Consider the following 23,582-nt stretch of genomic DNA (forward strand, 5'->3'; position numbering starts at 1 on the left):
CCCCCTGCCTATCCGAGCCCCAGAGCGCCCATCAGCATCGGGTACGCCCGGTGCAGCTCGCGCTCCCAGTACGGCCAGTCGTGCTGCCCGTCGAAGAAGCGCGTGGTGATGGGGATGCCGAGCTCGCGTACCCGGCCGGCGAACGCGCGGGCGTTGTCGTAGGCGGCCGCCTCGACCGGGTCGGTGAACGGCATCCCGCCGAGCGGCCCGGCCTCGCCGTTGCCGCTGGCCACCCGCAGCCGGACGCCGCGCAGCCGCCCGGCGATGTCGGCGGGGTTATGCGCCCGCCAGATCGCGGCCTGGTCGTCGGGATCGCCCCACACGCGCCGCCAGTCGGTGCCGGGGCACGCCAGCGCCGGGCCCCAGCCGGTCGAGTCGTCGCCCGGCTCGTGGCCGTGGAGCGTGTCCAGGTATCCGCTGAACGCCGCCGCGGCCTCGAACATGCCGGGGAAGCGCGCCGCGTACAGCATGGCGCCGAGACCGCCCATGGAATTGCCGGCGATCACGCGCTTTTCCCCGGCGTTGTAGCCGCCTTCGAGGATCTGCCGGAGTTCGGTCATGTGGAACGTCTCCCATTGGGGAGATCCGCCGTCCCCGTAGTTCCACCAGTCGGAGTAATTGCCGCAGCGCCCGCCGTTCGGCATGACGACGATGACGCCGGTGCGGGCGGTGAGTTCGGCGACGTCGGTGTCGCGCGTCCACGCCTCGTAGCCGTCGACTCCGCCGTGCAGCAGCCACAGGGCGGGCCAGGTGCGTCCGGCGTTCCGCGACCAGCCGGGCGGCAGGAGGAGCCGGGCCTTCTCGGTGCGGCCCATCGCGGGGGAGTCGATGGTCAGGTCCAGGGTGCGGGGGGCGACGGCCGTCTCGGCGACGACCTCGGCGCCGGTGCTCGCGCGTGCCGTGGAACGGTCCGCGGACGCGGCCGGAAGCAGCGGGACGATCAGTGCGAGGGCCGCCGACAGTACGGCGGGGGTCATGCGGCGAAGCAATGCGGGGGCCTTCCGGAAACGCCGGTATGGGTGTGCCGGCCTTCGAAAAGGGGAGCGCCGTCGTGCGGCTGATGTGCGGACCCGGAATCGTCGTGGACCGCCGGGTCGCCGTCGGGATTTCGCTGCTTACTCGGAGTAGGTTCCCGCTGTCCGTTCCACCGAAGCGTCATTCCGAACGCGTGTAAAATGCATTCGGGCGGAAAAGCGGGCGCCGGACGCCCGCGAGGGGGCGCCCGGCGCGCGTGGGCGGAGTCACGCGGACTCAGGCGTGCGGCATCGGGTCCGGGGCGGGGCCGTTCACGTACCGGACGGCCCACCGCACCAGCGCCCGCCCGACGCTGAACAGGATCAGCGCGACACCGGCCAGCGGCAGGACCAGCAGGACGATCTGCAGCCCGGAGGTGAACAGCTCCAGCAGCCCGGCGCCGTTCGCGGCGTCGCGGGCGAGCGCGCGGATCATGGACCAGTCCTTGGCGACCAGGGCGGGGACCTGGCTGATGATGAGGCCGATCTGGAACACCAGCAGCGGGATCACGGTCAGCACCCAGCACGTGACGAAGACCTGCGGCCAGCGCTTGAGGTCTTTCAGCCTCGCGTCCGCCTTGCGCCGCAGCAGCGTCCGGCGCAGGATCGGCCCGATGTACTTGAACAGGTCGGGGATGCCGATGAGGTCCGACATGATGTAGTACCCGTCGAACCGCAGCGTCGGCAGCAACTGCTGGATCATCTGAAGGTTGACGTAGAGGACGGCGACGAGCAGCGGCCCGAACCCCGTCTGCAGGTACAGCAGCGTCAGCCCGACGACGAAGATGGAGTTGAAGTACACCCCGGCGAGGTCGGTGCGGAGCCGGCCGCCGCGCCCGAGCCGGTACGACTCGGTGATGTCGGTGTAGAACGCCGGCCACACCAGGTAGATGCCGCAGCCCATGACGCCCGGCCGGACGCCGCCGTACCGGCAGGCCGCGGCGTGCCCCACCTCGTGGAACGCGCACGACGCGATCCCGAGTCCCAGGATCATCAGGATGCTGACCGGGTTGAGGATCGTGAGCGAGAGGGCGTCCGCCATCGACCTGGCGGTGAGCACCCAGGTCTCGCTCACCAGGAACGCGATGAGCATGACCGCCAGCACCACGGGCCGGAACAGCCAGGAGAACAGCCCGGCGACGAACCACGTGAACGACTCGGGGAAGACGGCGACCTTGAACTTCAGCGCCAGGAACGGATCGGCCTTGACCTCGGACGGCGGCGGCGTGCCGTCGCTGTAGGTGGTGACGCCGAGCGGGGCGAGCTTGCGGTCGACGAGGTAGACGATCTGCTCGGCGGTGAGCCGTGCTCCCGCCTCCTCGCTGACGGCGCCGGCCACCCGGTCGAGCGCCCGGGCGACGTCCGTGCCGGCGAGGTCCCGGTGCTCGTGCAGCGCCTTGGCGACGAGGTAGAGCAGCGGAGGCAGCCGCGCGAGCTGCCGGTTCGGGAGGAAGACCAGCTGGGGCGGTTCCCGGTAGCCGGAGTTCTTGAACTCGCCGACGAGTTCGGCGCCGTCGGCGAGCGCGGGCAGGACGAGGGCGGCCGGGGGCTCATCGCCGCGCGCGGCCGGCGTGGCTGGCGTGGTCATCAGTGGTGGGTGACCACGGTGCCCGGAATGCAGGTCATGGTGGAGTACGCCGGCTGGGCCAGCAGGCCGGTCCCGAGCAGCCCGGTGGTGCCGTGCGAGTACGTCGCCTGGCACGCGTAGGTGATGGTGGTGCCGTCCCCGCCGCCCTGCGGCGCGAGCGCGGACAGCAGCAGCCGCGCCGGGAGGACCTCGGGAGTGAGCCGGTCCAGGTCGGCGTAGGAGACCGAGTGGGGTGGTGTCGTGATCATGTGCTCGCCTTCGCGTTGTCTGGGAAGAGGGGGAAGGGCTGGCGGGAGAACGCCAGCCCTTCCCTAGCGGGCCTGGGCCCGCGGTCATGCTCGGTCGGATCAGTGACCCGAGACCACCGTGCTGCCGGCGCAGGTGAACGACGTGTTGGGGTTCTCCGAGCTGAGGCCCAGCGCGCCGACGAGGCCGCCCTGCGAGTGGTTGATGTTGCTCTGGCACTGCGGGACGACCGCGGTGGTGCCGCCGTCGTGGCCGCCGCCACCGTGGTTGAGGTTGAGGTTGGCGTTCTCGTTCTCGCTGCCGCCGCCGACGAGAAGGGTGGACAGGACGGCGCGCTCCGGCAGGATCTCGCCGACCATCTCGTCCAGCTCGGTGTAGCTGAAGGACTTCATGAGGTTCCTTTTCTTCCTTGTCACGCCCGGTTCTCAAGGTGGATACCGGATGTCCCTTGCCCCACCGCGGGTTGCAGTGAGGTACCTCTACGTATAGCAGATGTGACTCTGCGTGGCCAAGCCTCGGGGGTGTCGGAGGGCACCTGCGCCCTGGTCGCCGCGCATGACACGCCCACCGCGGGTAGGGACCCTGCGTCCGCGCTGATCAGGAGGAGAAATGGCCGGAAACAGCTTCAGCATCGACGTGGCGGCGATCCGGGAGCGCGCCCGCCGCAAGATGGCCGACGGTCCGGTGACCGACGGCTACGGCAGGAGCGCCGAGGAGGTGATCGGCGTCCTCAACGACGTCCTGGCGACGGAGATCGTCTGCTGGATGCGCTACGCGCAGCACGCGATCAGTGCCACGGGGATCGACCGCGCCCAGGTGGCCGCGGAGTTCAACGAGCACGCGGACGAGGAGCGCGACCACGCGATGCGCGCCGCCGAGCGCATCAGCCAGCTCGGCGGCGACCCGGACTTCGACCCGAAGACGGTCGCCGAACGCTCCCACACGAGCTACGCGACGTTCGACGACGGCGACCTCAAGGGCATGCTCGAAGAGAACCTCGTCGCCGAGCGCATCGTCATCGAGTCCTACCAGGAGATCATCCGCTGGCTCGGCGACGGCGACGTCACCACCCGCCGGATCATGGAGGACATCCTCGCCGAGGAGGAGGAACACGCCGACGACCTCATGGACCTGCTCGGCAAGTGAGCGCGGGGCACCCCCGCCCGACAGGATCCTGACCGTGTCTTGGCGATTCAGGATGTCCGGACGGGTATGCGAGCCGCCATGGAATTCGGATACACGCTGCTGTGCGAGCAGACACCCGCCAAGCAACTCGTCACCGACCTGGTGGAGGCCGAGGAGGCCGGCTTCGGCTACGCCGCCGTCTCCGACCACTACTTCCCGTGGCTGGAGAGCCAGGGCCACTCGGCCTACGCCTGGTCGGTGCTGGGGGCGCTCGCCCACGCCACCCACCGCATCCCGCTGATGACGCAGGTCACGGCGCCGATCATGCGCTACCACCCGGCCGTGGTGGCGCAGAAGGCCGCCACGGTCGGCGTCCTGTCGGACGGGCGGTTCACCCTCGGCCTCGGCTCGGGCGAGAACCTCAACGAGCACGTCGTCGGGCGCGGATGGCCCTCGGTGGACGTCCGGCACGAGATGTTCGAGGAGGCCGTCGAGATCATCCGGGCGCTGTTCGGCGGCGACTACGTCAACTACAAGGGCCGGCACTACACCGTCGACTCCGCGAAGCTGTACGACCTGCCCGACCGGCCCGTCCCGATCGGGATGGCCGCCTACGGCCCGCGCGCCGGGCGGCTCGCGGCCCGCCACGGCGACCTGCTGATCTCCGACCAGCCGGTCAAGGGCGTCGTCGACCTGTTCCGCAACGAGGGCGGCACGGGCAAGCCCGTCTACGGGCAGATCCCCGTCTCCTTCGGATCCGACTACGACGAGTGCGTGGAGCGCGCGCACCGGATCTGGAGGTTCTCCGCCCCCGCGTGGAGGGTGATGGCCGAGCTCCCGGGGCCGGTCAACTTCGAGGCCGCGTCGCAGACCGTCCGTCCCGAGGACGTCGCCGAGTCCGTGCCGTGCGGTGACAACGTGGACGACTACCTTGAGGCCGTCCAGAAGTTCGCCGACGCGGGCTTCACGCACATGGCGCTCTGCCAGTCCGGGCACGAGCATCAGAAGGACTTCCGCACCTGGGCGGAATCCGATCTCCTCCCGGCCCTCCGCGAACGCTTCGGATGACCACCGATTTGCGTGGGAGCGGATCTTTTTCCAATAAGGTTGCTTAACCTCCCGCTCCCACGCACCAGGAGTTGCATCCGATGCCGCCTGCCGAGCCTCTGGAATCCGACGATCCGTCGAGCATCGGCCCGTACCGGCTTTCGGGGCGGCTCGGCATGGGCGGTCAGGGCGTCGTCTACCTCGGGCACGGCGCCGACGGCGAGCCCGTCGCGGTCAAGGTGCTCCGTGCGGAGGTGGCCGCCGACGCGCGTGTCCGCGAGCGGTTCACCAAGGAGATCGCGGCCGCCCGCCGCGTCGACCCGTTCTGCATCGCCCAGGTCATCGACGCCTCCCTGGACGACCGGCGCCCGTACATCGTCACCGAGTATGTGGAGGGGCCGTCCCTCCAGCAGGCCCTCCAGGAGGCCGGGCCGCGGGAAGGCGCCGCGCTGCAGCGGCTCGCGGTGGCGACCGCGACCGCGCTCGCCGCCATCCACGAGGCCGGCGTCGTCCACCGCGACTTCAAGCCGTCGAACGTGCTGCTCGGCCCGGACGGCCCCCGCGTCATCGACTTCGGGATCGCCCGCGACACCGAGTCGCCGCCTGCGATGACCAGCAGCATCATCGGGACGCCCGCATACATGGCGCCCGAGCAGTTCGCGGGGGAGGCGGTCGGCCCGCCGGCGGACGTGTTCACGTGGGCCTCGGTCATCGCCTACGCCGCGACGGGCAGGCCCCCGTTCGGCGCGGACACCTTCCCGGCGATCATGCACCGCGTCCTGCAGGGCGAGCCCGACCTCGGCGACCTCCCGGAACCGCTGCGCTCCACCGTGACCGCGTGCCTGGTCAAGGACCCGGCCCAGCGCCCCGCCATGCAGGCGGTGCTCCTGCGCCTGCTCGGCGCCCAGCCCGGGGCGGCCGGACCGGCCGGACCGGCCGGACCGGCCGGCTCGCAGACGGTCGCCGACCCGCCGCGTCCCGCACCTGCACCTGCACCTGCACCTGCACCTGCACCTGCACCGAAGCCGAGCCCGCCGCCGATGCCCGGCGCACCGTGAAGGGCCGACGACGGCGGCCGGGGGCAGAAGACCCCCGGCCGCCGACCCGTCGTTCTCCTCGGCGCCGGAGCGGGCGCGGCGGCGGTGGCCCTCCTCGCGAGCGTGACCGTATGGGCACTGTGGCCGGACGCGTCCGGCGCCCCGGGCGGCGGCGACCGCACCGACTTCGCGGGCGTCGAGCCGCAGGGCTCGGCGGGACCCGGCGGCAAGAGACCACCGGGGAGCGGGACGAAGGACGGGGCATCGGGCGGCCCGTCCCCCGACGGGCACCAGCTCCAAACCGGGCAGGGGCGGAAGCGGCGGCTCGCCCGGTACCGCCGGACCCGGCGGCGGCACGGGCGGCTCCTCCGGCGGCGGCTGTGGCGGTGGTTCCGGTGGCGGGAGCGGCGATGGGAGCGGCGGCGGCTCGGGCGGCGGCTCGGGGCCGAGCGGCCCGACGGCCCGGATCGACTACTTCAGAGTCGGCTCAGGGGCGGGGTGCGAGAAGGCCGGGTCCTCCTTCGAGCTCAGCTACAAGATCACCGGGAGTGCGAACCCGACACCGATCACGTTCAGCCTCTACTTCGACGGCCGTCTCGGCAGAGGTCACCCGATCAGGACCGTCGCGGAGCCGTCCTTCGCCAGCGGCGGCCTCCAGTCGGAGGACCCGGGGACCCACACCTACCGCCTCGTCCTGCAGAGCCCCCGCCACCAGGAGATCACCCGCACGGTCAAGGTCTGCTGATCTTCCGGAACCGCCGCCGCCCCGGGCCCGGGCGTCAGGCCGCGCAGTACTGGCCCTCCTTGCCGATCACCCGGTAGGGGCAGTCGGCGTAGTCGGTCAGCCGCAGCAGGGCCTCGCGGCTGCGCTGGACCTCCCGGTCGATCGCGGACGGCGGCGGGTAGAAGCCGCTCCCGCCCAGCTCGAACGTGTACGAGAAGATGCGGTACTGGCCCCACGTCCAGTCGATGGTCGTGCCGTCGGTGATGTACAGGTCGCTGGACTGCTGCGGGACGAAGCGGTTCGTCCCGGCCAGCTCCCGTCCGATCGTGCGGTGGGCGGCCTCGTCGTCCGCGGTCATGGTCCCGGGGACCGTGTTGTCGTAGGTGTAGCCGAACGGCCACAGCACCAGTTCCGCCACCGTGTGGATGTCCAGGAACATCTTGAGCTGCTGGCGGCCGCCGACGACCCGGCTGCGCACGAAGTCGGCGATCACCTTGGTCTCGGGGGCCGATTCCGCGCGGGGGCCCCGGTAGGTCTGGCTGGCGCCGTTGCCGGACGAGCCGCCGCAGCACCCCCACCGGTAGGCGAAGTTGCGGTTCAGGTCCGTGCCCGTCGATCCCGCGTTGGGCTGGCGGTTCTTGCGCCACATCCTGCCCGGGGAGGTGTCGCTCGTCATGTCGTAGACCTGGCCGTCCGGGTTGACCATCGGCATGACGTAGATCTCGCGGTCGTTCACCAGGTTCGTGATGCGGCTGTCGGTCCCGTGGCCGTCGGTGAGCTGCCCGATGTAGTCGAGCGCCTGCTCGGCGGTGAGCCGCTCCCGCGCGTGGATGTTCGCGATGACGAGCACCTCGGGCTCGTTCTCGTCGGCCGCCGCGTTGTCGCTGATCTTCACGCCGACGATGTCGCGTCCCTGGTACGACCGCCCGGCGACGAAGCGGCGGGCGATCTGCGGGTGATCGGCGACGACGGAGTCGACTTCCTGCAGCATTTCGGCGAACGTGTGGTACGACGTCGCCGCCCTGGTCGGAGCCGGGGCCGGAGACGGCGCCGTCCGTACCGTGAAGCCGAGCCTCCGTATGGCCTGGACCTCGGAGGGGATGGCGGTGACCGTGAGCTCACCCGCCCGGACGTCGTCGATCGCCGCTCCGGTCCGCGCCACCTGCGTGCGCTGCTGGACGGTACTGGGGCCGCTCACCAGGTACTGCACGGCGGCCTCCGGGTCCGGGGCCGACGCGGCCGGGGGAGCGGCGACGAGAGCCAGGACGAGCGCCGAGGGGATCGTGAGGAGGGAGCACAGTCTCCGTGCTTTGTTCATGGGGCACCTGCAATCGGGCGCTGGCGGTGCCGTCACGATGAACCGGAAGCCGTCCGCCTGACAATGGCCGCCCGTCCCACCGCGGAATCACCTCGCGAAACCGGCCCGGTGTGAGAATCACCAGTCCAGCGCCTCAGGGACGCGCACCGCGGGCGCGGTTTTCAGTGCCGATCAGGGCCGATGTGAAATTTCAGCCCCGCCGGCGCTCGCTCGAACGGGCCGTTCCCCACGGGCGGCGCTGGGGAGGCTGTAACGGGTCCCATCGGAGGGTGACCGTTACGGACGTATCGAACGGCCCTTTTGTGACCTGGCCGCAAAAGAATTCTCAATGACCTGCCTCTGGGTGTTGACCGCTCAATGACAATTGCTTATCGTTCGAGTAGAACGCGTTCTACTTGCGGAACCTCACGTCGATGTGGACGAATGGTTGCCGCGGCTCCCAGTCCTGGATTCACCGGGCCTTCGTCCATTCGGCATGGGCGGAGTTCCGCGTGGGTCGAAGGACCTCCCACCCCGTTCCCCGGGTGCAGGCGCGACGCCCGCAGTTCGAGAGGACTCGCATGTCCCGCACCAAGAAACTGGCCGCCCTGGCCTCGACCACCGCGGCGGCCGCCCTCACCGTCGCCGTGACCGCCACCCCCGCCCTGGCCTGGACGCCCGGCGACTTCACCGCCACCCTCAACGGGAACATGGTCATCGACGCGGGCATCGCCGCCGAGTGCACCGACTCCACGCTGAGCGGCACCATCGACGCCGACGGCAACCTCACGATCACCTCGGCCTCCGTCAGCGGCTGCGGTGTCACCGTCACGCCCGAGGGCCTGCCGTGGTCCGGCAGCCTCAGCGGCGGCGTCGCGTCCTTCAACGGCTTCTCGATGAGCGCCGTCGGATGCACCTTCGGCGGCGACATCACCGGCAGCTTCACCGGCACCGACCTCCCGGTCACCGCCACCTTCACGGAACAGACCGTCAACCGGACCAGCGGCTTCCTCTGCCCCGGCTCCGCGACCGTCACCGCGACGTACGACTTCGCCGCGGCCTGACCCCGAGGACCGGCCCGGCCCGACGTCACCCGGGCCGGTCCTCACCCCGCGCCCCCGGCGGCCCCCCGGCCGGGGGCACGGTGGTGCGGATACCCGACGCCCCCCAGTTCGTCGCCTGCATTTCAACGGCCGTCCATATCCCCCGTCTGGGGCGGTGGAAACCCTTTTCAGTAACGTGCGGAAAAGTAGGAAGTACCCGTTCTGTTAACCCCATAGCGAATTGCTCGTCCGGGCCCGCACAGGTAAGAAGGCGGCAGTGCGGTGGCAGCAGCCCTCGGCGAGAAACTCCGCTCCCGGGAGGCCCGATCAAACGCACCGCGGCGTCCGGCGACGTCAGAGAGCGCCCGCAGTTGAGCGACTCGCCCGGCCTCCGTCTGGACCCGCCGCACGTGTGGGTGACCGAGAACCCCACCGTCCTTGCCCTGGCCGTGCGGCGGCTGGGTGAGCGCTGCCCTCCTCTGGTGTGCTCGTCGGGCTGGCCGAACAGCGCCGTCGTCCGGCTGCTGAGAGCGGCCGGCCGCTCTGGGGCCCGCATCCGCCGGCGGGCCGCGTGACCGTGGCGCCCTGGGACGACGCTCTGGCGGAGGCGCTGCGGGACCGTGACGCCGCGATCCTGGAGGAGGCCGTGGCAGGTTCCCTTCTCGCGGACCTGAAAGCGGCCTCTCCGAGTCGATAACTGTGTGTCACTGATCGATTGCATAACGGGGTCGAGGGGGAAGGACCCTTCGCGGTTGCGGCTTCGAGGCGCGGAGGCGATGCCCCGGTGAGCGAGATCCCGACAGTTCCCACGACCGTCGTCCGGCCTGGTGACAAGCGGTATCCGGCGCTCAGCCGGGGCTTCAACCAGCGGTGGATCGGCGAGCCGGAGTACGTGCGGCTGGTGCGGACGCCCGAGGAGGCGAGGGCGGCGCTGGCCGAGGCGGTGGACGAGGCCCCGCAGAACCCGGAGCGGACGCGGATCACGGTGAAGGCCGGCGGGCACTGCTACGAGGACTTCGTCTGCGGCGAGGACGTGCGGGTCATCCTCGACGGCAGCCCGATGTGCGGCATGTCCTACGACAGCGCCATGCGGGCCTACTGCGTCGAGGCCGGGGCGACGAACTGGCACGTCTACAGCCACCTGTACCCGGTCAGCGGGAAGGCGCTGCCCGGTGGGTCGTGCTATTCGGTGGGGCTCGGCGGGCACATTCCCGCGGGCGGGAACTTCGGCGCCGTGACCCGGTTCTGGTTCCGGGGGCTGCCCGAGCCGCCGAGGCAGGTGCTCCTGGCCGCGCTCGCCTGGGACTGGGAGGACTTCACCGAGGACGAGTTCGCCGCACTCGTGACCGCCTACGGGGAGTACTTCCATGAGCATCAGGACGCCGCCTCGGCGGCGGGGAAGCTGTTCGGGCTGCTCAAGCTCAACCATGTGAGCAACGGACAGATCGGGCTCCTGGCGCAGGTCGACGCGGACGATCCCGACGGGCCGCAGGCGATGACCGACTTCCTCCGGGCCGTCGATGGCCGGATCGGGCCGTCCGCGACGAAGATGAGGTCGGTGATGGGCGAGCACTTCGTCCACATGGACATTCCCCGGGTGATGCCGTGGTTGACGGCCACCCAGGCGCTGAACGCCAGCGGGGAGAACCGATGCGGGAAGTACAAGTCCGCCTACCTGAGGAAACCGTTCACCGAACGGCAGATCGGCGCGATGTGGGCCTACCTCGGCAAGGAGAAGTACACCGACTACGTGAACAAGCAGGCGCTCATCCAGGTCGACTCGTATGGCGGCGCCATCAACAGGCCCCCTGCACGACACGGCGGTGCGGCAGCGCGATTCCGTTCTGAAACTCCAGTACCAGGTCTACTGGACGAGGCACGACCCCGACGAGGAGGCCCACTTCGCATGGATCCGCGACACCTACAGGGCGACGTTCGCCGACACCGGCGGCGTGCCCGTGGCCGGCGGCGACATCACGGACGGCTGTTACATCGGGTATCCGGACACCGACCTGAACGACGGGCGCTGGAACGAGTCGGAGCAGTCCTGGGGGACGCTCTACTACAAGGACGCCTACGAGAAACTGCAGGAGATCAAGCGGTACTGGGACCCGCTGAACGTGTTCCGTCACGCGCAGTCGATCCGCCCCGGCGGCGATTCGCGACCCGGCGCCACGTGACGCCGGGTCACGGTACATCTCGCCTTTATTGCATTCGTTGACAATACTTGCGGGTGTGACTGCGGGGACAGTAGCTTCGTCGAGCGAGTGGATGGAGTGCCGGGCCCAGGCGGCCTGAACCGGCTGGGGAGTCCATGAAGAAGCGTACCGACCGGAAGATCGCCATCGCGGGCACCGCGGCGGCGGCCGTGCTGCTGCCCGCCGTCATGGTCGGCCTCGCGCAGGCCGGTGTCGGCGTGCCGAAGGGCGGCTCGGAGGCCGCGGGCGACTCCGACCCGGTGCCCTCGTTCGGCCCCGCGACGCAGCCCGCGGCCCCGGGAACGGTGTCCCCCTCGAAGTCGCCGAAGCCGGCGAAGCTGCCCGAGGTGCCGGCGAACACCCGCCCGTTCGACACGGGCGGCGGCTCGCCGCTGCCGAACGACCCCGACCGCAACGCCGGCAACCGCGGCAAGAAGCCGAAGCTGCCGCCCGGCAGCGGGTCGGGCGAGTACGCCAAGGCCCCCAACGGCGCCACCGTCACCGGCGTCAAGAAGCTCAACTCGCGGATCTTCGACGTCACCATCGCCTCCCCGGCGCTCGGCGCGAAGGTGCGGACGCGCGTGATGGTCCCGAAGGGCTGGAAGGCCGGCTCCTCCAAGTCGTGGCCGACCGTGTACGCCTACCACGGCGGCAACAACAACTCCACGTCCTGGACGAAGGACTCCGACATCGAGCAGGTCATCGGGCCTTACAACGCGATGGTCGTCATGCCCGAGGGCGGCTGGAACGGCTCGTACGCCAACTGGTACAACGGCGGCAAGGGCGGCATCCCCGGGTGGGAGACCCATCACATCCGCGAGGTCATCCCGCTGATGGAGCGCAACTTCGGCGCGGGGTCGACCCGCGCCGCGATCGGCCTGTCGTCCGGCGGGCAGGGCGCCATCATCTATGCCGAGCGCCACCGCGGGCTGTTCAAGTACGCCGCCTCCTACAGCGGCGCCCTCAACATCAGCGCCCCCGGCATGCCGGCCATCCTCACGGCCATGAACCGGGACTCGGGCACCGCCATCTGGGGCGACCCGATCACCGCGCGGGCCAACTGGCGCGCCCATGACGCGACCGTGAACGTCGCCAAGCTCAAGGGCACGGGCGTCTACGTCTCGTCCGGGAACGGGCAGCCCGGCCCCTTCGACCCCCCGGACACGCCGCCCCACCACGCCGGGCGGATCGGTGAGCAGCTCTCCGGCATCATGACCGAGAACTTCGTCGCGGCGGCCAAGCGGGCGGGCGTCCCCGTCACCTCCCACCTGTACGGGCCGGGCATGCACAACTGGAAGTACTGGAGGCGCGAGCTGCGGCGCAGCTGGCCCGCCATCGCCTCCGCCATCGGGGCCCGCAAGTCCTGACGCCGCCGGGCGGCAAGGACCGGCCGGTAGCGTGTCCGGCGATGAAGGGATTCGCGCGGCGGGAGTTCCAGCTCGTGCTGCTCCGCCGGATGGCCGACTACCAGCCGGGCCTCGTCGAGGACGCGATGCGGGAGCTGGGCGCCCCCCGCACCGAGATGCGGGAGGTCAACGCCCGCTGGCAGCGCATGCTCCGGTCCCGTTCGTTCCCCTGCGGCACGCGCCGCCACGAGGCCGTCCTCGGGCCGCCCGCCGGCACCCGGGAGCGGCGGATCGGGGACGTGGCCTGCGAGGTCGCCTGGTGGCCGCCGCTCAGCCTGTGGCCCGGCCTGCGCTTCGAGATCATGATGGCGCCGGGCGGGCCGGTCGTGCACGAGTGGCTCGTCCGCGACGAGGGTGTCCCCGCCCCGCGGCTGGAGAGCGTCGATGACCTCGTGCCCTGGTCGTGCGTGGTCGGCGACGTCGACGAGCGGTTCGGGACGGTGGCCCACCAGGACGGCGACGTGCCGAGCCGCTGGCACGCGACCCTCACCACGCCCGACGGCACGTTCGTGGCGCACTTCGTCTGGGGATTGCTCCAAACCGTCACCAGCGTCTGAACATTGAGACGACCTTGGCGGTTTCCGAAAACGGAGATTGCGCGCACGTCCCTAGCGTGAAAGGCATGCGAGCCACGAAGGGCCTGCCATGCCCGAAATGAACGGATTTCCTCCGGGCTTCGCGTCATGGGTCGAACTGGCCAGCTCGGACCTGGAGGCGTCGAGGGACTTCTACTGCGAGCTGTTCGGCTGGTATGTCTACACGCTGACCGCCGCCGAGGTCGGGGACTACGACGTGTTCACCCTCGGCGACGTCCAGGGGCCCGAGATCGGCGGGATGTTCGGACTCGCCGACGGATCACAGCGCTCGGCCTGGACGATCTTCTTCCGCACCGACGACCTCCCGGCCAGGCTCGACGCCGTCCGCGAAGCCGGTGGCCAGGTCCTCGTCGAACCCATGAACGTCGCGGACCTCGGCCGGATGGCCCAGTGCGTCGACTCCCAGGGCGCCGACTTCGCCCTCTGGGTGCCCTACAACCTGAAGGGCGCCGGCGTCGTCGACGAGCCGTCCGCGATGTGCTGGGTCGAGCTGGCCTGCCCCGACATCGACGAGGCTCGCCGCTTCTACGGCCATGTCTTCGGCTGGAAGGCCGTCGACCGCCCCTACACCGCGCCCACCTACACCAACTGGAAGGTCGGCGGGTGGTCCGTGGCGGGCATGGTCTCCATGGACGAGCGATGGCCCTCGGACGGCCTTTCGCGCTGGACTCCGTACTTCTGGGTCACCGACTGCGACGCCGCCGCCGCGCGGGCCGCCGAACTCGGGGCCCGTGTCCGCATGCCGCCGGCCGACATCGAGCCCGGCCGCTACTCGATCCTCACCGACCCCACCGGCGCCCGCCTCGCCATCTTCACCCCGGCGAACGCGGACCTGCGCGCCGTCAAGGAGGCACCCTGAGGCAGGGGCTCACCCGCCCGGCCCCGGCGATCCGTCGGCGGCGTGGAGGCGGGCCAGGAGCAGGAGGACGAGTTCGTCGATCAGGTCGTCCAGTGAGGCTTCGACCCAGCCGGCGTCCCAGTCGTGGAGGAGGCCGGTGATGCTGCCGGTGAAGGCGGCGGCGGCGATGCGGTAGTCGCGGTCGGCGATCTCGCCGCGTTCGGCGGCGGCGGCCGCCTCGGCGCAGATGAACTCGATCCAGCGGGCGCGGCGGGCGAGGCGCTGCCGGTCCATTCTCGGGCTCACGCCGACGACCTCGACGAAGGCGATCCGGATGCGGGCGCGGTCGGCGGTGATGCTCGCGGCGTAGGCGCGGAAGAGGCGGGCGGTGCGCTCGGCCAGGGGGAGTCCTTCGACGTCGGGCAGGGCGGCGATGACGGACCGCTCGGCCGTGTCGTTGACCTCCAGGTGCAGGTCGGCGAGCACGTCCTCCAGGGAGTCGAACTCCTCGTAGAACTGGCGGGTGGACAGGCCGGCCGCCTCGCTGAGGCCCGCGACCGTGGTGGCCCGGTAGCCGGGGCCGCGGCCGAAGAGTTCGAGGCCCGCGTCCAGGAACCTGCGGCGGCGCTCGGCGCGCCGCTCCGCGGCGGATCTGCCGCCGTACCTGCCGGTCGGCGTCGCGCGCCTGCCTGCCACCTCGCTCCTTTCCGGCCCTGAGGCGGCCCGCCGAGAAGGCCTTGTGCCGCAAATGGGTCTTGTGCCGAGGGGCCCGTTGTCCTACCGTCCAGTAACCAAGTCAGAATACAGCCGTTTTCAGACTGGAGACCCACCCCCCACAGGAGGTAGTGATGCCCTCCCTCAGTCTCCGAAGACCTGCCGCGCTGCTCCTCGGGGCCCTCCTGGTGGTGACGGCGCTCGCCGGTGGCGTCACCCCGAGGGCCGAGGCGGTGCAGCTCCGGGACGTGATGGCCGTCGGCAACGGGCAGGGCGGCACCGTCAGCTTCATCGACACCGCCACGTACGAGAACATCGGCTCGATGAACCTGGTGCCGGATCTGCAGGAACGCCTCGACGCGATGAACCCGGTGGAGCGCATCGGCTACGAGGTCGTCAACAACATCCAGGGCTACACCAAGCTCGTCGACGACATCGCGGTGTCCCCGGACGGCAGGACCATCTACGTCTCGCGGGGCGCGCTCTCGGACGCCGTCGCGTTCGACATCGCCTCCAGGGAGATGCTGTGGCGGCGCAAGACCGAGGGCTTCAAGGCCGACCACGCCGCGCTGTCCCCGGACGGGACCAAGTTCGTCGTCAGCGCCACCACGGCGAGCCGTTCCGAGGTGATCGACACCGCGACCGGTGAGCTGGTGACGACCTTCGCCACCGGCACCTACCCGCACGCCAACGACTACTCGCCGGACGGGTCGGTCCTCTACAACTCCAGCATCGGGATCACCTCGCTGCCGAAGGTGCTCAACGGACTCAAGGGCTCGAAGGCCGTCACCGCGGTCGACCCGGACACGTTCGAGCACGTGCGCACCTACGAGTTCGAGTACGGGATCCGCCCCGCCGCCTTCACGCGCGACAACAGGACCATGTACGCGCAGCTGTCCTACCTCAACGGGTTCGTCGAGTACGACCTGGCGGCGGGCCGGATCAAGCGGACCGTGGAGATGCCGCTGAGCGACGAGGCCGCCGCGATGAGCCCCGACGACTACCCGCAGAACTCCGCCCACCACGGCATGGCGATGAACGCCGGTGAGAGCAAGCTGTGCGTGGCGGCGACGATCAGCGACTACGTCTCGGTCGTCTCCCGCCCCGGCCTGACCACGGACGGGACCGTCCACTACGGGTCCGGCGCCCTGCCGTACTGGACGCAGACCGGCCCGAACGGCCATGACTGCTACGTCTCGCTCTCCGAGAAGAACCAGGTCTCGGTGATCGACTACCGGACGGCCAAGGAGGTCGCCCGCATCGACGTCGGCCACTACCCGCAGCGTGAGCGCGCCGCCAAGCTCACCCCCGAGGCGGTCGGCTCGCTGGACCCGTCCAACGGCTGACCCCCGGAACCGGCCACCGCGGGCCCGCCGGCCGCCCACCCCACCGGCGGGTCCGCGGTTTGCGGGGATTTCTGCGGGAACCGTCCCCGGGTGCGATTCAAGGGACTCCGACGCCATCTGATGCCCTTCGCCGGACGCCGGTACTGGCAGGAGCGCACCAAGCTGACGTTGAAGGCCGTCGTGGCGGCGTGCGCCGCCTGGCTGGCGGCCAAGCACCTGGCCGGCCACCCCCAGCCCTACTTCGCTCCGCTGGCCGCGCTGCTCGGCGTCTTTCCCACGGTGGTGCGGTCGGTCACCGAGAGCCTGGCGTACGGGGCCGGGTTCCTGATCGGTGCCGGTGTGGCGATACCGGTCGGGCTGCTGATCGGCCCGACCACGCTCGGGATCGCCGTGGTCGTCCTCGTCTCGCTGATGCTCGCGGGCTGGCGCAGGCTCGGCGGCCAGTCGTCCCAGGTGGCGTTCACCGCGCTGTTCGCCCTGCTGTTCGGCGGGCACCACGTCACCGACTACGTGTGGCCCCGGCTCGGTGATGTCGGGATCGGTCTCGCAGTCGGGCTGGCCGTGAACGCGATGATCTTCCCTCCGCTGTATCTGCGGCGCGGTGAGCACGCCGTCCGCGATCTGCGCGTCGCGCTCGCCGAGGCCGTGGAGACGCTCGCCGAGGACGTCCTCGACCCCGACGAGTGGGATTCGCTCTGGGGAGAACGCGAGTCGTACCTGATGAGCGTCCAGCGGCAGGCGCGGTATTCGATCGAGCAGGGCCAGTCCAGCATGCGCGCCAATCCGCGGGCGCGGTGGTGGGGCTTCAGGCTGCGCTGGGGCCACGTCCCCGACCAGTGGGTGGCGGCCCACCAGCTGAACGCGCTCGACAACGCGGTGTCCTGCACCCGCTCGATCGCGGGGACCCTGCGGCTGGCGATGGACGGCGGAGAGGACGAGATGGCGCTCGATCCGGCGTTCCGGCGCGGTTATGGCGCCCTCCTCCACAAGCACGCCGACCTCGTGGAGCGGCTGGTCGAGCCACCGGACGAGGAGGACTTCGCCGAGGCGGAGCGGATGCAGGACGAGCTTGAGGAGCCCCATCTCGGCCCCGCGACGGACGTGGCCGGTCTCCTGGACCCGTCCAAGGAGATGCTGCGGCTCAGCCGCCTCCTGCTCGACCAGCTCCGCGACTACCCGAGCTAGTGTTCGCAGAATTGTTGACAATTTGGGTTACAAGGCCCAGAGTGTGGTGCCATGAGCGACGACACCCCGTCCAGCCCTGTCCTCGTGATCAGTGCGCACGCCGGTGACTTCGTGTGGCGCGCCGCGGGCGCGATCGCGCTGGCCGCCGAGCGCGGCGACCGCGCCAAGGTGGTGTGCCTGAGCTTCGGCGAGCGCGGCGAGTCCGCCAGGGCGTGGCGCGAGGGCCGGGGGCTGGAGGAGATCAAGGGGATCCGGCGCGGCGAGGCGGAGGCCGCGGCGGCGGAACTCGGCGCCGAGATCGAGTTCCTCGACGCCGGGGACTACCCGCTGGCCGAGACGCCCGAGCTGGTGGACCGGCTCGTCCGCGTCTACCGGGACTTCGAGCCGGCGGCCGTGCTCACCCACACCCTGTCCGACCCCTACAACGGCGACCACCCGGCGGCGGCGCGGATGGCGCTCCAGGCCCGGGTGCTCGCCCAGGCGATCGGGTACGACGCCCCCGGCGAGCCGCTCGGCGCGCCGCCGGTGTTCTTCTTCGAGCCGCACCAGCCGGAGCAGTGCGACTTCAGGCCCGACGTGCTGCTCGACATCACCCCGGTGTTCGAGCGCAAGCGCAGGGCCATGGAACGCCTGCCCGCGCAGCAGCACATGTGGGACTACTACACCGACCTGGCCAAGCGGCGCGGCGTTCAGCTGAAGCGGAACGCGGGTCCGAACCTGGGGCTGCCGCACAGCACGATGGCCGAGGCGTACGTCCGGCTGTACCCGCAGACGACGGGGGTCCTGGCGTGAGGACCGTCGTCGTCACCGGCACGCCGCGCGCCGACGCGGCCGCGGTCGGCACGCTCGCCGGGTACGGGGTCGCGACCGTCCACGAGGCCATGGGGCGGACCGGGTACCTCGGGCCGTCCATCCGGCCCGTCCACCTGGGGTCGCGCCTCGGCGGGACGGCGGTCACCGTGCTGTCGTGGCCGGGCGACAACCTGATGATCCACGTCGCGGTCGAGCAGTGCCGTCCCGGCGACGTGCTGGTCGTGGCGACCACCTCGCCGTCCACCGACGGGATGTTCGGCGAACTGTTCGCGACCGCGCTCCAGCACCGGGGCGTGCGCGGTCTCGTCATCGACGCCGGGGTCCGGGACGTGGCGGAACTGCACGCGATGGGCTTCCCCGTGTGGTCGGCCGCCGTGAGCGCGCAGGGAACCGTGAAGGCGACGCCCGGGTCGGTGAACGTCCCGGTGGCGATCGGCGGGCAGGTCGTCCGGCCGGGCGACGTGATCCTCGCCGACGACGACGGGGTGCTGTGCGTCCCGCGCGAGGACGCCGCGGACGCGATCACCGCCTCGCAGGCGCGCGAGGAGAAGGAGACCGCGACCCGGGAGGCGTTCCGGCGCGGCGAACTCGGCCTCGACCGCTACGGACTGCGGGACCGGCTGCCCGGCATGGGCATCGAGTACGTCGAGTACACCGAGTCGTGACCACGGGCGTTCCCTGCATGGTGATGCGCGGCGGCACGTCCAAGGGCGCCTACTTCCTGGCCGAGGACCTGCCGTCCGACCCGGCCGAACGCGACGACCTCCTGCTGCGCGTCATGGGCACCCCCGACCCGAGGCAGATCGACGGGATCGGCGGCGCCCACCCGCTCACCAGCAAGGTCGCGGTCGTCTCCCGCGCCGCCGCGCCCGGCGCCGACGTCGACTACCTGTTCCTGCAACTCGGCGTGGCGGACGCGACCGTCTCCGACCGGCAGAACTGCGGCAACCTGCTCGCCGGCGTCGGGCCGTTCGCCGTCGAGCGCGGCCTGGTCGCGGCGGGGGACGAGCGCACGAGCGTCCGCATCAGGATGGTGAACTCGCAGAGCGTCGCGACCGCGACGTTCCCCACACCCGGCGGCGCCGTCGACTACGCGGGGGACACGGCCGTCTCCGGCGTGCCCGGCACCGCCGCGCCGATCGTCCTGGACTTCGCGGAGACGGAAGGATCGTCCTGCGGGTCGCTGCTTCCCACCGGCCGTCTCCGCGATGTGATCGACGGCATCGAGGTGACCTGCGTCGACAACGGCATGCCGGTGGTCGTGGCCGCCGCGTCCGCCCTCGGCGTCACCGGATACGAGAGCCCGGACGAGCTGGAGGCGCTGCGCGACCGCGTCCAGTCGCTGCGCCTCCGGGCGGGCGAGCTGATGGGCCTCGGCGACGTCTCCGCCGCCCCGGTGCCCAAGACCACCCTCGTCGCGCCGCCCCGCGACGGCGGGACGATCTGCACGCGCACGTTCATCCCGCTGCGCGTGCACGCCTCGATCGGCGTGCTCGGCGCCGTCAGCGTCGCCACCGCGGTGCTGATGGACGGCGCGGTGGGCCACGGCCTCGCCGCGTTCCCGCCGCCGGGCGTCCCGATGGGCATCGAGCACCCGGCCGGCCGGCTGGACGTGCGGGTCGAGCTGGACGGCCGGGCCGTCCGCCGCTCCGGCGTCGTCAGGACGGCCCGCAAGCTTCTCGACGGCACAGTCTTCCCCCGGAGCGGACCATGACCCTCAAGCACGCCGCAAGTCAACGGGAGAGGTGGGTCAGGAGGTCGCGGCTGGCGGCGGCCATCGTGGGCGGGACGTTCAGTTCTTCCAGCATTGTCGCCGCGGCCTCCATCTCGGCGGCGCGGCGTGCGGCGTGCTTGTAGGTCCCGGTGACGAGCCGCTCCACGGTGGCGTCCCCGGCCGCCGTGAGCTCGTCCACGATGTTCCGCCGGAGCCAGTCCTCGCAGCCCGCGGCCCGCGCGGCCTCCAGCGCCTCGACGACCGACCCGGCCAGGCCCTTGAAGAAGACGCTGCGGAGCAGCTTGCGCGCCGCCGCCTCCCCGGCCTCCGCGTCCATCACCTCGACGGACGCGCCGAGCGGCCCGAGGACGCGGCCGACGTCCCCGGCCCCGGCACCGCAGGCCAGCATCGGGGTGCGCAGGCCTCGCCCCGGTACCGGAGCCATGATCGCGACATCGGCGAACCGGACGCCGGCCGCCCTCGCGACGGCGTCGAGCTCGCGCTTCAACCCGGGCGACGCGGTGTTCAGGTCGGCCCAGACGGCGCCGCCGCCGGCCGCGCCGACGCCCGCCTCGAGCGCCGCGGCGGCGTCATGGGAGCTGTTGACGCTCAGCACCAGATCGGCCCCCGCGACGGCCTCGGCCTCGCTCCCGGCCGCCGTCATCCCGTCCGGCGCGGGCACCGCCGGGTCGTAGCCGCGCACCTCGGCCCCGGCCGCGACGAGATCGCTCCCGATCGCGCCGCCCGCCTCGCCGAGCCCCAGAACCGCGATGGTCGGCATCAACGTTCCTCCTTAACGACGGTCGCCCCGCCTGAGCTACCTTAGATCAGCGACAAAAATGGCGACAATCTCGGAGTGGGCCGTGGGCGACGTGGTGGCGGGGATCCGCGAGGCGATCCTCAGCGGCGAGTTCGTGCCGAACCAGCGGCTGATCGAGGCCGACCTGTCCGAGCAGTTCGCGGCCAGCCGCGCGGCCGTCCGCGCGGCGCTGCTCGAACTGGCCAACGAGGGGCTGATCGAGCGCGTCCAGAACCGCGGCGCCCGCGTCCGCGCGGTCTCCCTCGACGAGGCGGTGGAGATCACCGAGGTCCGGATGGTGATCGAGGGCCTGTGCGCCGCCAAGGCCGCCGAACGGGCCGGCGAGGCCGACGTCGCCGAGCTGCGGTCCATCGGCGAGGACATGCGCGCCGCCGTCTCGTCCGGCGACGTGTTCGGCTACTCGCGGCTGAACGAGCGGCTCCACGGGCGCATCCGCGAGATCAGCGGCCAGCGGACGGCCGCCGGGGTCCTGGAGCGGCTGCGCGCCCAGAACGTCCGCCACCAGTTCAGGCTCGCCATGCACCCGGGCCGCCCGCAGGTCTCCCTCCCGCAGCACTTGGAGATCATCGAGGCGATCGCCGCCCGCGACGCGCGGGCGGCCGAACGCGCCGCGCGCACGCACCTGCGGAGCGTCATCGAGACCCTCTCCCAGATCGAGCGCCGCCGCGCCCCCTAGCGCGCCCCGAAAACCCTTCGCCTCGGTGCGTTCTCCGCCGTTACCGTCTCACGTGCCGTAGAGGGACGATCTTGTCCGGCGGCGGTCGTCATCGAGAGAAGAGGAGGATTCCGATGACAGCCACAACCCTTGCACTCGCCAAGGTTCGCAACATCGGGATCATGGCGCACATCGACGCCGGCAAGACGACGACCGCCGAGCGCATCCTGTTCTTCACCGGCGTCTCGCACCGCATCGGCGAGGTCCACGACGGCGCCGCCGCGCTGGACTACCTGAAACAGGAACGCGACCGCGGCATCACGATCACGTCCGCGGCCACGACCTGCCATTGGGCGGTCGACGGTGTGGAGCACACCATCAACCTCATCGACACGCCGGGGCACGTCGACTTCACCATCGAGGTCGAGCGCTGCCTGCGGGTGCTCGACGGCGCCGTGGCGGTGTTCGACGGCGTCGCGGGCGTCGAGCCCCAGTCGGAGACGGTGTGGCGGCAGGCCGACCGGTACGGCGTGCCGCGCGTCTGCTTCGTCAACAAGCTCGACCGGGCCGGGGCCGACTTCCACCGGTGCGTCGACATGATCCGTTCCCGGCTCGGGGCCGTCCCGCTGGTCATGCAGCTTCCGATCGGGTCGGGCGCCGGGTTCGAGGGCGTCGTCGACCTGGTCTCCGGCCGGGCGCACGTCTGGTCGGACGGCGGGTACGAGGTCGTGGACGTCCCGGCGCGCCACGCCGAGGACGCGCGCCGGTGGCGCGGCACGCTCGTCGAGACGGTCGCCGAGCACGACGAGGAGGTCTTGGGGCTGTACCTCGACGGCGCCGAGCCGTCGCCGGAGCAGCTGCACGCGGCCGTCCGGCGGCTCACGATCGCCTCCGCGGTCACGCCCGTGTTCTGCGGCAGCGCGTTCAAGGACAAGGGCGTCCAGCCCCTCCTGGACGCGGTCGTGCGGTACCTGCCGTCGCCGCCGGACGTCCAGCCGGCCACCGACGCGGAACCGCTGTCCGCGCTGGCGTTCAAGATCGTGAGCGACCGGTACCTCGGCCGGCTCACCTTCGTCCGGATCTACTCGGGACGGCTGGTGTCCGGGGCGTCCGTGCTGAACAGCGTCAAGTCCCGCAAGGAGCGCATCGGCAAGATCTACCGCATGCACGCCGACGACCGCGAGGAGATCGAGTCGGCGGGCGCGGGCGACATCGTCGCGGTCATGGGCCTGAAGCAGACCACGACCGGCGAGACGCTGTGCGACGACGGCCATCCGGTCGTCCTGGAGTCCATGGACTTCCCGGACCCGGTCATCGAGGTCGCCATCGAGCCGAAGTCCAAGGGCGACAGGGAGAAGCTCGGCGCCGCCATCCAGCGGCTCTCCGAGGAGGACCCGTCCTTCCAGGTCCACGACGAGAACGGGCAGACCGTCATCGGCGGCATGGGCGAACTCCACCTGGAGATCCTCATCGACCGCATGAAGGAGGAGTTCGGCGTCGGCGCCAACGTCGGCCGGCCTCGCGTCGCCTACCGCGAGACCGTCCGGCGCCGGGTGGACAAGGTCGACCACACGCACCGCAAGCAGACGGGAGGCAAGGGCCAGTACGCGAAGGTGCAGATCTCCCTCGAACCCATCGAGGACGGGTACGAGTTCGTCAACCGGATCACCGGCGGGCGGATCCCGAAGGAGTTCATCCCGTCCGTGGACGCGGGCTGCCAGGAGGCGATGCAGGCCGGCGTCCTCGCCGGGCACGAGATGACCGGGGTGCGGGTCACCCTGCTCGACGGCGACTTCCACACCGAGGACTCGTCGGAGCTCGCCTTCAGGATCGCCGGCTCGATGGTGTTCAAGGAGGCCGTCCGGCGCGCGTCCCCGGTGCTGCTCGAACCGGTGATGGCCGTCGAGGTCACGACGCCGGAGGAGTACCTGGGAGCGGTGATCGGCGACCTCAACGCCCGCCGCGGCCGCGTCGGGGGAACCGGTGAGCGGGCCGGCGCCCGGGTCGTCGAGGCTCTGGTCCCGCTGTCGGAGATGTTCGGCTATGTCGGGCACCTGCGCGGCATGACCTCCGGCCGCGGCGTCTTCACGATGCAGTTCGACTCCCACGCCGAGGTCCCGCCCTCGGTCGCCGAGAAGATCATCTCGGCGGGCTGATCCCGCGCCGACCGGGGCCGT

Annotated in this window: 22 protein-coding genes and 1 pseudogene; 16 read left to right on the forward strand and 7 right to left on the reverse strand. The window is 71.2% G+C overall.

Features of this window, described 5'->3' with window-relative positions:
- Positions 1 to 8: 8 nt before the first annotated feature.
- The 4 genes from E1281_RS09305 to E1281_RS09320 form a co-directional block, all read right to left on the reverse strand.
- On the reverse strand, positions 9 to 977 hold the full coding sequence (locus tag E1281_RS09305) for an alpha/beta hydrolase family protein (protein ID WP_131876870.1): 969 nt from the start codon (positions 975 to 977) through the stop codon (positions 9 to 11).
- A 274-nt stretch (positions 978 to 1,251) separates the two neighbouring features.
- A complete protein-coding gene (locus tag E1281_RS09310) occupies positions 1,252 to 2,601 on the reverse strand; it encodes a hypothetical protein (protein WP_131876871.1) in 1,350 nt (449 codons plus the stop codon).
- Positions 2,601 to 2,849 carry a hypothetical protein gene (locus E1281_RS09315; protein WP_131876872.1) on the reverse strand — a complete coding sequence of 83 codons (249 nt, stop codon included), beginning with the start codon at positions 2,847 to 2,849 and terminating at the stop codon, positions 2,601 to 2,603. Before E1281_RS09315 ends, E1281_RS09310 begins: the two co-directional genes overlap by 1 nt.
- 99 nt (positions 2,850 to 2,948) lie before the next feature.
- The gene (locus E1281_RS09320; protein ID WP_131876873.1) at positions 2,949 to 3,239 is read right to left on the reverse strand and encodes a hypothetical protein; all 291 of its coding nucleotides are present in this window, start codon (positions 3,237 to 3,239) and stop codon (positions 2,949 to 2,951) included.
- A 217-nt stretch (positions 3,240 to 3,456) separates the two neighbouring features.
- On the opposite strand from E1281_RS09320, the gene E1281_RS09325 reads away from it, so the two are divergent.
- From E1281_RS09325 to E1281_RS09335, 3 genes are all read left to right on the forward strand, one after another.
- Entirely contained in the window at positions 3,457 to 3,993 is a 537-nt protein-coding gene (locus E1281_RS09325) for a DUF892 family protein (protein ID WP_131876874.1), read from the forward strand.
- A 78-nt stretch (positions 3,994 to 4,071) separates the two neighbouring features.
- Positions 4,072 to 5,040 carry a TIGR03557 family F420-dependent LLM class oxidoreductase gene (locus E1281_RS09330; protein WP_131876875.1) on the forward strand — a complete coding sequence of 323 codons (969 nt, stop codon included), beginning with the start codon at positions 4,072 to 4,074 and terminating at the stop codon, positions 5,038 to 5,040.
- 80 nt (positions 5,041 to 5,120) lie between these two features.
- A complete protein-coding gene (locus tag E1281_RS09335; protein WP_131876876.1) occupies positions 5,121 to 6,077 on the forward strand; it encodes a serine/threonine-protein kinase in 957 nt (318 codons plus the stop codon).
- 758 nt (positions 6,078 to 6,835) lie between these two features.
- On the opposite strand, the gene E1281_RS09340 is transcribed toward E1281_RS09335, so the two are convergent.
- The gene (locus E1281_RS09340) at positions 6,836 to 8,098 is read right to left on the reverse strand and encodes a M14 family metallopeptidase (RefSeq protein WP_131876877.1); all 1,263 of its coding nucleotides are present in this window, start codon (positions 8,096 to 8,098) and stop codon (positions 6,836 to 6,838) included.
- Between the two features lie 560 nt (positions 8,099 to 8,658).
- Here E1281_RS09340 and E1281_RS40110 point away from each other — a divergent pair.
- The 6 genes and pseudogenes from E1281_RS40110 to E1281_RS09370 all read left to right on the forward strand — a co-directional run bounded on the left by E1281_RS40110 (position 8,659) and on the right by E1281_RS09370 (position 14,179).
- Positions 8,659 to 9,141: a hypothetical protein gene (locus tag E1281_RS40110; protein WP_165958844.1), complete on the forward strand. Its 483-nt coding sequence runs from the start codon at positions 8,659 to 8,661 to the stop codon at positions 9,139 to 9,141.
- A 428-nt stretch (positions 9,142 to 9,569) separates the two neighbouring features.
- A pseudogene (locus E1281_RS41770) lies at positions 9,570 to 9,817 on the forward strand (DUF2399 domain-containing protein).
- A gap of 1,087 nt (positions 9,818 to 10,904) precedes the next feature.
- Positions 10,905 to 11,300, forward strand: a complete 396-nt coding sequence (locus E1281_RS41775; protein ID WP_243716739.1) for a BBE domain-containing protein — start codon at positions 10,905 to 10,907, stop codon at positions 11,298 to 11,300.
- A 134-nt stretch (positions 11,301 to 11,434) separates the two neighbouring features.
- Positions 11,435 to 12,685 carry an alpha/beta hydrolase family protein gene (locus tag E1281_RS09360; RefSeq protein ID WP_131876879.1) on the forward strand — a complete coding sequence of 417 codons (1,251 nt, stop codon included), beginning with the start codon at positions 11,435 to 11,437 and terminating at the stop codon, positions 12,683 to 12,685.
- A gap of 41 nt (positions 12,686 to 12,726) precedes the next feature.
- Positions 12,727 to 13,281 (forward strand): hypothetical protein, encoded by a 555-nt coding sequence (locus E1281_RS09365; protein ID WP_131876880.1) that lies wholly within the window; start codon positions 12,727 to 12,729, stop codon positions 13,279 to 13,281.
- A gap of 97 nt (positions 13,282 to 13,378) precedes the next feature.
- Positions 13,379 to 14,179, forward strand: coding sequence for a VOC family protein (locus tag E1281_RS09370; RefSeq protein ID WP_165958846.1), 801 nt, complete (start codon positions 13,379 to 13,381; stop codon positions 14,177 to 14,179).
- A gap of 9 nt (positions 14,180 to 14,188) precedes the next feature.
- Here E1281_RS09370 and E1281_RS09375 read toward each other — a convergent pair whose 3' ends face one another.
- Complete coding sequence (locus E1281_RS09375) at positions 14,189 to 14,854, reverse strand: TetR/AcrR family transcriptional regulator (protein ID WP_131876882.1); 666 nt, start codon at positions 14,852 to 14,854, stop codon at positions 14,189 to 14,191.
- 152 nt (positions 14,855 to 15,006) lie between these two features.
- Between E1281_RS09375 and E1281_RS09380 the strand changes: the two genes are divergently transcribed.
- The 5 genes from E1281_RS09380 to E1281_RS09400 all read left to right on the forward strand — a co-directional run bounded on the left by E1281_RS09380 (position 15,007) and on the right by E1281_RS09400 (position 19,930).
- Positions 15,007 to 16,218, forward strand: coding sequence for a YncE family protein (locus E1281_RS09380; RefSeq protein ID WP_131876883.1), 1,212 nt, complete (start codon positions 15,007 to 15,009; stop codon positions 16,216 to 16,218).
- A 120-nt stretch (positions 16,219 to 16,338) separates the two neighbouring features.
- A complete protein-coding gene (locus E1281_RS09385; protein WP_131876884.1) occupies positions 16,339 to 17,403 on the forward strand; it encodes an FUSC family protein in 1,065 nt (354 codons plus the stop codon).
- 51 nt (positions 17,404 to 17,454) lie between these two features.
- A complete protein-coding gene (locus E1281_RS09390) occupies positions 17,455 to 18,195 on the forward strand; it encodes a PIG-L family deacetylase (RefSeq protein ID WP_131876885.1) in 741 nt (246 codons plus the stop codon).
- Entirely contained in the window at positions 18,192 to 18,881 is a 690-nt protein-coding gene (locus E1281_RS09395; protein ID WP_131876886.1) for a 4-carboxy-4-hydroxy-2-oxoadipate aldolase/oxaloacetate decarboxylase, read from the forward strand. Before E1281_RS09390 ends, E1281_RS09395 begins: the two co-directional genes overlap by 4 nt.
- Positions 18,878 to 19,930 (forward strand): 4-oxalomesaconate tautomerase, encoded by a 1,053-nt coding sequence (locus E1281_RS09400; RefSeq protein ID WP_243716741.1) that lies wholly within the window; start codon positions 18,878 to 18,880, stop codon positions 19,928 to 19,930. The genes E1281_RS09395 and E1281_RS09400 overlap by 4 nt, the downstream gene beginning before the upstream one ends.
- 19 nt (positions 19,931 to 19,949) lie before the next feature.
- Here E1281_RS09400 and E1281_RS09405 read toward each other — a convergent pair whose 3' ends face one another.
- Complete coding sequence (locus tag E1281_RS09405) at positions 19,950 to 20,711, reverse strand: DUF1932 domain-containing protein (protein ID WP_131876887.1); 762 nt, start codon at positions 20,709 to 20,711, stop codon at positions 19,950 to 19,952.
- Between the two features lie 82 nt (positions 20,712 to 20,793).
- On the opposite strand from E1281_RS09405, the gene E1281_RS09410 reads away from it, so the two are divergent.
- Complete coding sequence (locus tag E1281_RS09410) at positions 20,794 to 21,426, forward strand: GntR family transcriptional regulator (protein ID WP_243716742.1); 633 nt, start codon at positions 20,794 to 20,796, stop codon at positions 21,424 to 21,426.
- Between the two features lie 113 nt (positions 21,427 to 21,539).
- Positions 21,540 to 23,561 carry an elongation factor G gene (gene fusA, locus E1281_RS09415; RefSeq protein WP_131876889.1) on the forward strand — a complete coding sequence of 674 codons (2,022 nt, stop codon included), beginning with the start codon at positions 21,540 to 21,542 and terminating at the stop codon, positions 23,559 to 23,561.
- The last annotated feature ends 21 nt before the right edge of the window (positions 23,562 to 23,582 follow it).

The sequence above is a fragment of the Actinomadura sp. KC345 genome (assembly GCF_004348515.1).
Taxonomy (GTDB): domain Bacteria; phylum Actinomycetota; class Actinomycetes; order Streptosporangiales; family Streptosporangiaceae; genus Spirillospora.